Source organism: Effusibacillus lacus (assembly GCF_002335525.1).
In the GTDB taxonomy this organism is placed as follows: domain Bacteria; phylum Bacillota; class Bacilli; order Tumebacillales; family Effusibacillaceae; genus Effusibacillus; species Effusibacillus lacus.
Genome location: NZ_BDUF01000033.1, coordinates 56,491 through 68,852, shown reverse-complemented (window position 1 = coordinate 68,852; position 12,362 = coordinate 56,491). Strand labels below are relative to the sequence as shown.

Genomic DNA, 12,362 nt, shown 5'->3' with positions numbered 1-12,362 from the left:
GCTTTCGCCTCGCCTTTAGGGGCGGGGCAGCCGCATCGTATTCAAAGAATCAATCGTGGCTCCCTACACGATTCAGTTTTCAAAGAACGACTTGGCCCACAGGATGTGGGTCGTTCGACGTTTCGGCATGGACGCCGAGGTGGTAGTCGAACATCCTTGCCTTAATGCCTTAGCGTTACTTGCACTCCAGAGTATAAGTTGCAACTAAGCGACCAGTCGCTAAGTTGAACTAAATGCCCCTTGGGTGTAAAGAACGAACATCTCGCGGGTCGATGAAAAGCGCCACGTCCTGTGGCATCATCGACACTAGGACACCCTGTCCCCGTCGCGACAAAAGCTATCTTAGCACATTCAATCCATCATTTCAACTGGTAATTTCTAGTTTTCATTTGGACTTGTTAATGGATTGAGTATCAAGTCATTTGACCGCACCGTTTCTCACGAGTCGATGATAAGCGCCACGTCCTGTGGCATCATCGACACTAGGACATCCTGTCCGTCGCGACAGAAGCTATCCTATCACGGCTCTGGCAATCTCTCAACCGGAATTCCGAAACAAAAAAAGACAAAGACTTGAGTTTCTTATTATCTTAAAACGGATATCTCCTTCGTTCTTCCATTCATGCGTGTTTTGACAGTGCCTGGTCCAAGTCCTCAATAATATCGTTCACATCTTCGATTCCTACCGACAAACGAACCAGTCCATCCGTAATCCCAACTTTCAACCTTTCCTCTTTCGGGATTACAGCATGGGTCATGGAAGCCGGGTGCTGAATCAGGGTATGCACATCTCCCAATGACACCGCCAGTTGGCAGAGACGAACCGAGTTCATAACGGCACGCCCTTTCTCCAAACCGCCTTTCACTACAAAACTCAAAGTGCCGCCAAATCCATGCATCTGCTTTTTCGCGAGATTATACTGCGGAAAATCAGAAAGTCCCGGATAGTAAACCTGATCCACTGCAGGATGGCCCTTTAAGAACTCAGCCACTTCCATCGCATTGGAACAGTGCCGCTCCACCCTCAACGTTAGTGTTTTAAGTCCCCGCAGCAGCAGAAATGCATCGAACGGCCCCATGACCCCGCCAAGATCCTTTAAGAAAGAACGCTTGATCTTGCTCATCAGTTCCTTGGGGCCGACCGCCAGGCCTCCCACCACATCCCCGTGACCGCCAATGTATTTGGTTGCCGAATGGATCACAACATCCGCACCAAGTTCCAACGGGCGCTGCAAGTAGGGAGACATGAACGTGTTGTCTACAAGCACTTTGATGTTTTTGGCTTTTGCCAGTCTGGACAGTGCTTGAATATCTGACAATTTCATGGTCGGATTGGCGGGCGTTTCGAGGTACAAAACTGTTGTCTCCGGGCGGACGGCAGCTTCCACTTTGTCAACACTCGATGTATCAACAAACGAAACATTCACGCCAAACCGCTCGGACAGGATGCTTTGAAACAGGGCAAAACTGCAGCCGTACAAGGCGTCGGATGCAATTATATGATCCCCCGACTTGACCAACGCCATCATTACATGGGAGATTGCCGCCATTCCGGAACCGAATGCAAGGCCCATTTCCCCATTTTCCAGTACAGCAATTCGTTCCGCCAAAGTGTCAACCGTCGGGTTGCCGAGTCTGGAGTACATATACCCCTCTTCCGTTCCGCCAAATCTGGCAGCCCCTTGATCCGCATCGGAGAAAACAAATGTGGAGGTCTGATAGATGGGTTGTGTCAAAGCACCGGTAACCGGTTCCGGACGGTGTCCTTCATGAAGCAGTTTGGTTGTATATCCCTTCCACTGATTGGACATATGGGTTCCCCCTCGAGTTGATGTATTGCATCATATTCAATGTCCGCCAAATTGCAGGGTTTCATGAATCAGTAGGGTGAATAAAAATCGGGTTCCAGTGCAAACTACTTAAGAATTTATTTTTAAAATGAGGTGACCGTCCAATGGACATCCCCAGTTGGAGGATTGGCCTGCTGACGGGTATTGCTTTTCTATCCCTGTCCGGCAATCCCCATGCGGTTGCGATGGCCCCTACTCCCAATAAGGAAGCCACAGCAACTGTAGCCGCACATCCTGCGGTACCTGTTTTTTCGTACGACGTACAACCCGGGGATACACTTTGGAAAATCGTTCAGCGATTCCAAATTGATCTTGATCAACTCGTGGAAACCAACCCTTCCGTCAATTTGAAAAAATTGGGCCAAGGCATACGATTGAACATTCCTGGCAATCCGACCACAGCCAATCCGATTCAACCGGTTCTCGCCATTCGGAAAGAAGGGGCTTTCAGCCGTTCCGGAGAACCGCTTCGGTACAGCAGGGTCTTGAACTGCAAACTGACAGCCTATACGGCCGGTCCGGAATCAACAGGCAAGCGACCCGGTGACCCTGCATACGGCATTACGTATTCCGGCAAACAGGCGGCAGAAGGTCGAACCATCGCGGTGGACCCCCAGTTGATTCCGATTGGAAGTAAAGTATACATTGAGGGAATTGGCTATCGTGTTGCGGAAGATACGGGAGGCGCCGTTAAGGGAGAGCATATTGATGTGTTTTTCAATGATATCCATACCGCCCTTGAGTTTGGCGTACAAAAAGGGATTCCCGTATACGTCTTGGAGAAATAGCACTATTAAAAGCGGCATGCAGCAGAATGCATGCCGCTTTGCTTTCTTTAAACTGCTAGCTGCTTGCCGAAGTGTAAAAACGAAGCGCCCGTTTCCAGAACAGTCGGGTCAAAGAAAACGTCAGCACCGCAACCCCTGCCGAAACCAACACTTGACTGGGTTCCAGTTTTCCAATCAGGGAGGCTGCCGGAAAAGTGGTCATAACCGCCACGGGAAACACATAAGTCAGCAGGAACCTCAGCCATCCCCGATACAATTGAACCGGATAGCGGCCTGTTTCAAAGAATGAAGAGAACAGAAACGAGATGTTCTCCACCTTCACAAACCAGAAGGAGAGTGTCATCACACCTATCCACAAGGAATAGAGGGTGACCACCGAGGCCAGCATCAACACCAGGAACAGCAGCACCCCAACAGGTTCAAGAGGGAGCCCAGCTCCATATATGCCCACGCCGACAATCAGGAAACCCATCAGAATATCGAACACTTTCCAGATGACGATGTGCCGAAAGGAAATGAAAAATTGGCTGTCCACCGGCTTGGTTAGAATAAAGTCCAGGGTTCCTTTGCGGATATGCTGGACAATCCGGCCAATGTTCGGCCGCAAAACCATGTCGACAAAACCCTGCAGGACATTGAAGATGCCCAGCAGGATAAGGACTTCATAGAATCCCCATCCGCCAAGGCTTCCCGTCTGGTAAAAAAACACCTGAACCGTCAACACGGCCATGGCAACACCGAACAAAGTGGTCAGCAGATTGGATACAAATTGGGACCTGTATTCCATTTCCTCAACTATGGCGGCACGGAGAAATTCACGCAGAATCCGAATATGTCTGATGATCCCCGACATCCGCTTACCCTCCCACCGCGCCGTATTTTTTCAATCCCTGTCGCCACATCCAGACATAAAGAAGCAAGAACAACGCAAGCCACATCCCCTGTATCAGGAAGCCCTGACGAACATCCAATTGCGCCCAGGGACGGGTCATCAGATCGGCAGGAAATCCCAGCATCCAATAAAACGGGCTCATCTCCGCAATGCTTTGGACAAAGGGAGGAAGCAGCGGCAGCGGGGCAATCATCCCCCGTAGAAAATACCCGATTCCGTCAATCAGCGAAAAGATGGCCACAGACCGGTTGGTCCAAAACGCCAGGAGTCCCACACAATATCCCAACATGTACCGGATTGCTGCCGCAAAGGAGATTGCTAACACCACCGCCGCCACTTGCAGCCACGTCAGGTCCAGCCGTACCACCGGGAAGAAGATCCAGGCAACTCCCCACGCCACAACCATTAATGCAAGATAGAAAACTTTATATACCAGATTCTCCGTGATCCGCCAATGGATCGGGTTAAAAGGCCGAACCAGATAAGAGGAAAAAGTCCCTTCCCTTATTTGTGCATCCAATTCCCATACATCCCATGAAATGGTCAGCCGCATCACGAACATGGCCGCAAGAAAGTACCGGATAAAGTCGCCGCTGCCGTATCCGCCAATCTGCCCTTCCCCCGTGACCGCGAGCCACACGGCCAGAGTCACGAATGGCGTTACGAACGACCCAAACATATAGAAGAAAGTCTCTCCCCGGTATTCCACCAGGATCAGCCAGGCGATCCGCATCAACCGGAAATACTTCTTAAGGAACGGTCGCATTGGCATCCCTCTCAAACGCAAGCCCGATCACATCTTCCATGCTCGGATCTTCAATTGTAAAGTCGGATATGGGCAGCATGGACAGTATGCCGGCTGACCGCGACGACACCTCAACCCGCGGCAATCGAAGCGACACGCGAGGGTATTCATGCGCTATGATTTCCCCATGCATCGCCAACTCATGATCCGGTACCGGTTGTTTCAGGATCAGATTGGCCACCTTGTAGGGAGCATATTGATTCACCAGCGCCTCCAGTTCCCCGTCATATAGGATTCGCCCCCTGTTAATGATGATGACCCGCTTGCAAAGGGCCACAACATCGGCCATATAATGACTTGTCAGCAGAATCGTCGCATTGTATCTCGCATTATAATCCTTAATAAACTGGCGGATCGACTCCTGCATATTGACGTCAAGGCCAATGGTCGGTTCATCCAAAAACAGAATTTGCGGACGGTGGATCAGGGAGGCCGCCAATTCGCACTTCATTCGTTCCCCAAGCGACAGCTGGCGAACCGGTTTGCGCAGCACCGGTTCCAATTGCAACAATTCCACCAGCCCTGCAAGCGTCTCTTTGAATTCCGCATCCGGTATCTCATAAACCACCTGATTGACGAGAAACGTCTCCATCGGCGGCAAATCCCAGATTAACTGTGACCGCTGCCCCATGACCAGGGAAAACTTTCGTTTAAAAGCCGGTTCATGCCGGAAAGGCACATGCCCTGCCACTTCAACGGTTCCGGATGAAGGGTGCAGCAGGCCCGTGAGAACTTTCATCGTTGTTGTTTTTCCGGCACCGTTGGGCCCCAGAAATCCCACGATCTCACCCGGCTCAATCCGGAAAGAGACATCCTCCACCGCTTTTACCAGACGGTATTGCCGGCGGAACAAGCTTTGCAAAGCCCCGCGAAACCCCGCCTGCCGTTCATGCACCTTGAAAAATTTGCTCAAGCGCTCAACATAAATCCCCTGCGTCATGCCAAACTCCCCAGCTTGACATAGTCCGCCACATACCGTTGAAATTCGGGGAACTCTTCCTTGTGGGCCTTAATCATTTCATAAAGCGTCTCAACATCACGCTCCAAATAATCATGTGCAAGCACTCTTCGAAACTTTACCGCTTCAATGAAAGAGTTGGTAAACTCTTTTGGGAACACGTTCTCCTCCGCCAACACCTGCACAATATCTTCATAGGAACTGGGATCCCGCATGATCAATGCATCAATAATCAAGTTTCCTACGTCAGTGACACATTCAAGCACTATATGAAAAGCCCGTTCTCCGGCAGCCTGCAGGACCTGGTCACCTTTAAAAAGGTTGGACGATACGTCAGTCACTTTTTCCAGAATCTCCATGTAGTGATTCATAACGGCAAAATATTCCCGAATCTTCCCTCTGTGCTGGTCGGTTATGAACAATTCCATCACCCTTTCCGTAACGCTTTCCTTATTTTACATCTTTTTGCAAACGGAAGCATTGGACTCGTTGACCCGTTTCAGGGAAGGGTGTTACAATAAGGGACGATAATTGGTGCAGTGGATTGGACTGGCCGCCTCGATGCCCTTTACTTTGGGGTGCAGGCGGTTTTATTTTTGGAGAGGAGTTCTCAAATATGTCATCAGACGGGCGCTTTCAACTGCATATGATTACGGACGGCATGAGACAGGCTGACGAATTGGGTCTGATTGTCGAAAAAGCTCTCCGCGGGGGGGCGGATACGATCCAACTCCGGTACAAATCGGCTCCCGCACTTGATCTTTATTCCTTGGGTCAAAGGATTAAGCCCATTGTTGACTCCTTTGGAGCCAATCTGCTGATTAACGACAGAATTGATGTGGCACTCGCCCTGGATGCGGATGGAGTTCATCTGGCAGGAAAAAGCTTGCCCGTCGACGTTACCCGCCACATAACCGGGGAACGGTTTCTTCTGGGGTGTTCCGTACATTCTGTTGAGGAAGCCAGGACAGCAGAACAGAAGGGAGCGAGCTACATAACCTTCGGGCACATTTTCCCGACCAGTTCCAAGCCGGGGCTGCCTCCCCAGGGTATAGAAGGACTGAGGAAAGTTGTTGAATCGGTTGAGATCCCTGTACTGGCCATTGGCGGCATTACCATTCAGAATATCGATCAGGTTCTCTCCACCGGTTGTGCGGGAATTGCGGCAATCGGTGCAATCTCTCATGAACAGAATCCGGAACTTGCCGCCAGTTTGCTTCGTTCCAGGATGAACGACAGCAAGTATAAACCTCGCTTCAGTTTCCCGCGGAAATAATCAGTAACATTGTCTGGTGAGGAGGACACGGAATTGAAGAGCACACATGATGTTTGCATTGTAGGCGGAGGAGTGATAGGCTGCGCGATTGCCTTCTTTGCTGCCAGGAAAGGTTTCCGTCCACTCGTGATTGAAAGAAACGAGCTGGGCAGCCAATCCACCCAGGCGGGGGCGGGGATGCTTGGCGCCCAAGTGGAGATGGAGAAACCGGATGCGTTGTACCGCCTGGGGATCGCAAGTCGGGACATGTACAAAGATTTGCAAGCGGAATTGAAGGAAATCTCCGGCATCGACATTGAACTCCAGACGGCCGGCATTCTCCGGCTTGCCGTATCGGAGGATGACAGGAACCAGCTGCTGGCCAGGCAAAAATGGCAGACGGAAGAAGGACAAAGGGCCATCTGGCTGGAAGACGAAGAACTGCGGAAGGAAGCCGGCGATCTCTTTGGCTCAACCTACGGGGCTTTGTACTTGCCTGACGACCATCAAGTCCGAAACCAGGCGCTGCTTCAGGCTTTGGTCGCATCAGCGACCAAGCTCGGTGCAAAGTTTGTGCAGCATACGGAAATGACAGGGATCATTCTGCAAGGGGATACCGTGAAGGGCATTACAACACCCCACGGACAGATTGCAGTTGATGCGGTAATTCTTGCGGCTGGCGCATGGACTGGGATACTTAGCAGACATTGCGGAGTCGAGCTGCCTGTATTCCCCGTAAAAGGACAGGCGATCATGGCTGAATCGAGATCACCCGTAACACCCTTCACCGTTTTCACTCACGGAACTTACATGCTGCCAAAACTGACAGGCCACATTTATATAGGTGCCACAATGGAAAGGTGCGGATTTGACAAAACTCCCAGCCTGGAAGGTGCGGCTCGCCTGCTCAGCAGGGCGGCCGAGATTATGCCTCCCCTTGGAAAGCTGGGGGTGCACAGTCATCTGGTCGGATTGCGTCCGGGATCGGAAGATGGCTATCCGTTCTTTGGGGAACTCCCGGGCATAAAGGGACTTTATACCGCAACTGGCCATTTAAGAAACGGAGTCCTGCTGGCTCCGATAACGGGGGCCATTCTGGCCGATCTGCTATCCGAAAAAGTCAGTGGCATTGATTTGGCCCCTTTTAGCGTGAACCGTTTGTTGTAATTCACAGGATTGGACTGTTTAAAAAATGGTCTGGACGGCTGTCCGGGCTGTCTTTCTAACAGTCCAATTTTAAATTCCTTCGTTTTATTCGTTTCCATATTTTTGCATTGTACATTTTTTTAAAATTATGTCCCTTGTTTTTTTGATCCATTCTGCCCGAATGCAGAAGTTCCCCCAATCAGCTTACTTTGGCAAGCCCTGATTCATCGGAAAAACATTGGCTCGAACAAAACCAAACCATTTCGACAAGCTCAATAAAATTTTAACAAAATGTGAATTTTTGCTTTCGGATGCAATCGTAATGGAGTATAATAGTATCGAAAGCAGATTTGGATTAATGGATTAGTCCAATTCTTTATCGGCGAGTCCAAACTGGGGGTGTAAGCAAGTGCCGTTTCCGATTGTCCGAAAAAGCGGGATTCCACTGTATGTACAAGTAAAAGAATCCGTTTTGGCGGAAATTAAGAGCGGGCAATGGAAAGCCGGCGATAAGCTCCCCACCGAACGGGAACTTTCCGAAAAGCTCAAAGTCAGCCGCAACACAGTCAGCCAGGCTTATCAGGAACTGGAAGCAGAAGGGATCCTGACATCCGTTCAGGGACGCGGCACATTTGTTTGTGATCGTGACGATGCGGTGCTGATTGAAAACCGCAAGGATCTTCTGAACAAGATCATTGATATGGCTTTGGAGGAAGGTCTGCAGCTGGGCTTCACCATCGACGAATTTGTCGAAATGACCGAACAGCGGGCGGAAGAAAAGAAAGAATTCCTTAACAACGTGCAGGTTGTGTTCATTGAATGCAACCGGGAGCAGGTTGATTTCTTTGCCAAGAAGCTGCAGTTCGGTTCCGGTGTTACAATAACTCCTGTTGTTCTGGACGAATTTCAACGCAATAAGGAAGAATATCTTCCCAAGGTTCAGTCGTCCGATCTCGTAGTAACCACCTTTTTCCATTATGATGAGGTCAAAGAGCTTGTTCAAAACCGGAATCAGGTATTGGCTATTGCTCTTGATCCGCAATTGGAGACGATCGTGAAGATCGCCCGCATTCCTCAGGGAAAGCGGGTAGGTTTGGTATGCCGTTCGGACAATTTCGCCAGCAAGGTTTTGCTGGCACTGAAGAATGCAGGACTTGACATGCAAATTGCGGTGTCGATCAGCATGGATCAGAAGGACCTCGCTTCCTTCGTGGCTGCACATGACGTGCTGATTGTATCGCCCGGCCGTCGGCGTGAAGTGGAAGCTTTGAGCAACCGTCGACAGGAACTGATAGAATTTGTTTACAAACCGGATGTCGCTTCCATCAACTTGTTGCGCGCTGCGTTGATCGATATACGTCGTCAATGACAAGGTTTGACGCCAATTCAAGTTTTGGCATGAAAGCGCTGTCCGGATTTTGTATATTGGTGCATATGCGCCACAACTAGTGTATTGGGGAGTGTAAAGGATGCTAGAACAACTGTCATGGAAGGTTGGAGGGCAGCAAGGGGAAGGTATTGATTCCACCGGCGAAATCTTCGCCACCGCCCTCAACCGGCACGGGTACTTTGTTTACGGGTATCGTCATTTTTCTTCACGGATCAAAGGCGGTCATACCAACTACAAGATCCGTGTAAGCACCAAGGTACGTCCGGCAAATGCCGACAAATTGGATATCCTGATTGCTTTTGACCAGGAAACGATTGATTTCAATGCCCATGAACTCCGTTCCGGCGGAGTGATCATTGCCGATGAGAAGTTCAAACCGGTTGCCCCTGAAGGGATGGACATCCGGTTCTTTGTTGTTCCGTTGACCAAGTTTGCGGAAGAAGCTGGCTCCGCAATCATGAAAAACATGGTGGCGCTTGGCGCGTCTGCCTGTGTTCTCGGACTTCCCGCAACGACATTTGAAAGCTTGATCACCGACATGTTCCTTCGCAAAGGACAAAAAGTCGTGGATTCCAATATGACTGCCATCAGCAAAGGAATTGAATTCATGAAAGAAAACGGCGGAGAGATTGAAGAATTCCGCCTTCAGCCCGGTGACGGCAAACAGCGTTTGTTCCTGATGGGGAACGACGCAATCGGCTTGGGAGCTCTGGCAGCCGGTGCTCGTATAATGCCCGCATACCCGATCACTCCCGCTTCTGACGTGATGGAATATTTGATCAAGAAATTCCCGAAGGTGGGCGGTCACGTCATTCAAACCGAAGACGAAATCGCGGCTATAACAATGACCATCGGTGCGAACTATGCCGGCGTTCGTGCCCTGACTGCGACGTCCGGCCCCGGACTTTCCTTGATGATGGAAGCTATCGGCCTCGCAGGGATGACCGAAACTCCTTGCGTAATTGTTGATACACAGCGTGGCGGTCCTTCCACCGGGATGCCGACCAAACACGAACAGTCTGACATGTATGCCGTATTGTTCGGAACACACGGCGAGATTCCCAAGATTGTGCTTGCACCCGCGACCGCCGAAGAATGTTTCTACATGACGATTGATGCATTCAACTATGCGGAAAAATACCAACTGCCGGTTCTCCTGATTACCGACCTTGCGCTGTCGCTCGCCAAGCAAACGGTAGAACCGCTGGAATATGACCGGATCGTAATTGACCGCGGTAACCTTGCCACACCGGAACAATTGGCTGCCGTCGAAGACGGGAAGCTGTTCAAACGCTATGAATTCACGAAAGACAACATCTCGCCACGGGTATTCCCGGGCCAAAAAGGCGGCGTCCACCATGTGACCGGTGTGGAACACACGGAAGTGGGCCGTCCGACGGAAGATGCAACGATCCGTACCAAGATGATGAACAAGCGTCTGAACAAAGTTCAAGGTGAACTGCCCAACTCGGTTTCTTACACGGGTGACGAGAATCCCGATTTGCTTGTAATTGGAGTCGGTTCGACCATCGGTGTGATTGATGAAGCCCTGGAGAGACTTGCGGCTGAGGGAAAGAGTGTAGGCCATGCACAAGTTCGCGTGCTGTCTCCCTTCCCGACGGAGACACTTCAAAAATATGTCGATAAAGCCAAGAAGGTACTGGTGGTTGAGAACAACGCGACAGGCCAGCTGAAACATCTGATGCAGTTCTTCGGCGTCAAAGGCGAGTTACAGTCTCAACTGAAATACGATGGCAACCCGTATCTTCCGCATGAAATCTACTCCCATTGTAAGGAGCTGTTCTAAATGGCAACAGTAAAAGAATTCCGTAATGAAGTCCGTCCGAACTGGTGCCCCGGATGCGGTGACTTTTCCGTTCAGGCCGCTATCCAGCGCGCACTTGCCAATACAGGCCGCGAGCCTGAAAATGTTGCCGTAATTTCCGGTATCGGCTGCTCCGGCCGGATCTCCGGGTACATCCATTCCTATGGCGTGCACGCCATCCACGGTCGTGCATTGCCGGTTGCCCAGGGTGTGAAACTGGCCAACCGCAATCTGACTGTTATTGCGGCAGGCGGTGACGGCGACGGATTCGGTATCGGCCTGAACCACTTCATGCATGCAGTCCGACGCAACATGGACATCACTTATATCGTGATGGACAATCAGATTTACGGTTTGACCAAAGGGCAAACGTCCCCGACATCCGCCCACGGTTTCAAGAATAAGACGACTCCGGAAGGAAACATTGAGCATGCTCTGACTCCTGCCCAAGTAGCGCTTGGTGCTGGCATCTCCTTCCTGGCACAAGGGTTTTCGACGGATATTAACCAATTGACCCGTCTGATTGAAGAAGCAATCAACTACAAAGGATTCTCCTTGGTCAACGTGTTTTCTCCCTGTGTCACATTCAACAAGATCAATACCTACGACTGGTACAAAGAGCACATTGTGAATCTCGACAACGATGAATCTTATGATTCCGGCAACCGTGCCGCCGCCATGGCCAAGGTTGTGGAGACCAACGGTCTGTGCACCGGCCTGATTTTCAAGGAGGACCGGGTTGCTTACGAAGATCTGATTCCCGGTTACAAACAGGAACCCATTGTGAATCAGGACATTACGCTCAGCCGGGAACTGTTTAACCAGTGCCTGAAAGAATTTGCTTAAAACTTGCTGCATGAAGAGCAACCCCCGCTCCTGTGAAAGGAAGCGGGGTTCTTTTATGCCGCAGACCTGGCGGTTTGCCGCAATTGCTTAATACATCACGCCCGTACGGGAGTGGGTTTTCTTTAACAGGTCCGGAGAAGGATCAAAATAATCGGTGCTGTACTTTGCAACAAATTGATTGTTCTGGTCAATATAGCCCGCTCCCCAGGTGGGGTCCATCACCAGCCAATCGCCATTCACTTTCACTTCGACCCATGCGTGTCTATTGCCTCGGGCAAACCCTTCCACAAATCGGGATTCCATATTCAGCGCACGGAGCAATGCAATCGTCAGGAATGAATAATCCTGGCATACACCTTCTTTGGTTTGCAGAGTTTTGATTGCACTGTCGTCATACCGGAAGTCGTCATTCCGAAACTTTTCAACATCGTAGCGTACATTTTGTGCTACATAGGCGTATATGGCTTCCGCCTTCTCCCTGTCTGTCTTGATGCCCTCCGTCAGTTTGTTTGCCAACTCGATGATCTCCGGCGCATCGGATTGTATCCCGCGGGAAGGCAGCAGATTTCGTTTATCCTCGGATGCAGTGCTGACAACTGTAAACTTT

12 protein-coding genes are annotated in these 12,362 nt (G+C 50.5%); 6 read left to right on the top strand and 6 right to left on the bottom strand.

Going from position 1 to position 12,362, the window contains the following annotated elements:
* Positions 1–620 precede the first annotated feature (620 nt).
* Entirely contained in the window at positions 621–1,811 is a 1,191-nt protein-coding gene (megL, locus tag EFBL_RS07900) for a methionine gamma-lyase (protein WP_096181600.1), read from the bottom strand.
* Between the two features lie 143 nt (positions 1,812–1,954).
* Here megL and EFBL_RS07895 point away from each other — a divergent pair, with 143 nt between their 5' ends.
* Complete coding sequence (locus EFBL_RS07895) at positions 1,955–2,638, top strand: 3D domain-containing protein (RefSeq protein ID WP_096181599.1); 684 nt, start codon at positions 1,955–1,957, stop codon at positions 2,636–2,638.
* A 55-nt stretch (positions 2,639–2,693) separates the two neighbouring features.
* Here the strand turns inward: EFBL_RS07895 and EFBL_RS07890 are convergent, their stop codons facing one another.
* Genes EFBL_RS07890 through hepT form a run of 4 tightly spaced genes read right to left on the bottom strand, consistent with a single transcriptional unit; the run spans position 2,694 to position 5,721 of the window.
* A complete protein-coding gene (locus tag EFBL_RS07890; protein WP_172899666.1) occupies positions 2,694–3,491 on the bottom strand; it encodes an ABC transporter permease in 798 nt (265 codons plus the stop codon).
* A 4-nt stretch (positions 3,492–3,495) separates the two neighbouring features.
* Positions 3,496–4,296, bottom strand: coding sequence for an ABC transporter permease (locus tag EFBL_RS07885; protein ID WP_165912683.1), 801 nt, complete (start codon positions 4,294–4,296; stop codon positions 3,496–3,498).
* Complete coding sequence (locus tag EFBL_RS07880; protein ID WP_096181597.1) at positions 4,280–5,275, bottom strand: ABC transporter ATP-binding protein; 996 nt, start codon at positions 5,273–5,275, stop codon at positions 4,280–4,282. Before EFBL_RS07880 ends, EFBL_RS07885 begins: the two co-directional genes overlap by 17 nt.
* On the bottom strand, positions 5,272–5,721 hold the full coding sequence (gene hepT / locus EFBL_RS07875) for a type VII toxin-antitoxin system HepT family RNase toxin (RefSeq protein WP_096181596.1): 450 nt from the start codon (positions 5,719–5,721) through the stop codon (positions 5,272–5,274). The genes EFBL_RS07880 and hepT overlap by 4 nt, the downstream gene beginning before the upstream one ends.
* 188 nt (positions 5,722–5,909) lie before the next feature.
* Here hepT and thiE point away from each other — a divergent pair, with 188 nt between their 5' ends.
* The 5 genes from thiE to EFBL_RS07850 all read left to right on the top strand — a co-directional run bounded on the left by thiE (position 5,910) and on the right by EFBL_RS07850 (position 11,755).
* Complete coding sequence (gene thiE, locus EFBL_RS07870) at positions 5,910–6,569, top strand: thiamine phosphate synthase (protein ID WP_096181595.1); 660 nt, start codon at positions 5,910–5,912, stop codon at positions 6,567–6,569.
* Between the two features lie 33 nt (positions 6,570–6,602).
* Positions 6,603–7,715, top strand: coding sequence for a glycine oxidase ThiO (gene thiO, locus EFBL_RS07865; RefSeq protein WP_165912682.1), 1,113 nt, complete (start codon positions 6,603–6,605; stop codon positions 7,713–7,715).
* A 388-nt stretch (positions 7,716–8,103) separates the two neighbouring features.
* Positions 8,104–9,063, top strand: a complete 960-nt coding sequence (locus EFBL_RS07860) for a GntR family transcriptional regulator (protein WP_096181593.1) — start codon at positions 8,104–8,106, stop codon at positions 9,061–9,063.
* Between the two features lie 100 nt (positions 9,064–9,163).
* Entirely contained in the window at positions 9,164–10,891 is a 1,728-nt protein-coding gene (locus tag EFBL_RS07855) for a 2-oxoacid:acceptor oxidoreductase subunit alpha (RefSeq protein WP_096181592.1), read from the top strand.
* Positions 10,892–11,755, top strand: a complete 864-nt coding sequence (locus tag EFBL_RS07850) for a 2-oxoacid:ferredoxin oxidoreductase subunit beta (RefSeq protein WP_096181591.1) — start codon at positions 10,892–10,894, stop codon at positions 11,753–11,755. It begins immediately after the preceding gene.
* A gap of 87 nt (positions 11,756–11,842) precedes the next feature.
* Here the strand turns inward: EFBL_RS07850 and EFBL_RS07845 are convergent.
* The coding region (locus EFBL_RS07845; protein ID WP_172899665.1) for a transglutaminase domain-containing protein at positions 11,843–12,362 on the bottom strand (520 nt) is incomplete at its 5' end.

Coding starts and splice junctions, on each gene's coding strand:
- EFBL_RS07850 (WP_096181591.1), top strand. CDS start 10,892: ATGGCAACAGTAAAAGAATTCCGTAATGAAGTCCGTCCGAACTGGTGC.
- EFBL_RS07885 (WP_165912683.1), bottom strand. CDS start 4,296: ATGCGACCGTTCCTTAAGAAGTATTTCCGGTTGATGCGGATCGCCTGG.
- EFBL_RS07880 (WP_096181597.1), bottom strand. CDS start 5,275: ATGACGCAGGGGATTTATGTTGAGCGCTTGAGCAAATTTTTCAAGGTG.
- EFBL_RS07890 (WP_172899666.1), bottom strand. CDS start 3,491: ATGTCGGGGATCATCAGACATATTCGGATTCTGCGTGAATTTCTCCGT.
- megL (WP_096181600.1), bottom strand. CDS start 1,811: ATGTCCAATCAGTGGAAGGGATATACAACCAAACTGCTTCATGAAGGA.
- EFBL_RS07855 (WP_096181592.1), top strand. CDS start 9,164: ATGCTAGAACAACTGTCATGGAAGGTTGGAGGGCAGCAAGGGGAAGGT.
- thiE (WP_096181595.1), top strand. CDS start 5,910: ATGTCATCAGACGGGCGCTTTCAACTGCATATGATTACGGACGGCATG.
- hepT (WP_096181596.1), bottom strand. CDS start 5,721: ATGGAATTGTTCATAACCGACCAGCACAGAGGGAAGATTCGGGAATAT.
- EFBL_RS07895 (WP_096181599.1), top strand. CDS start 1,955: ATGGACATCCCCAGTTGGAGGATTGGCCTGCTGACGGGTATTGCTTTT.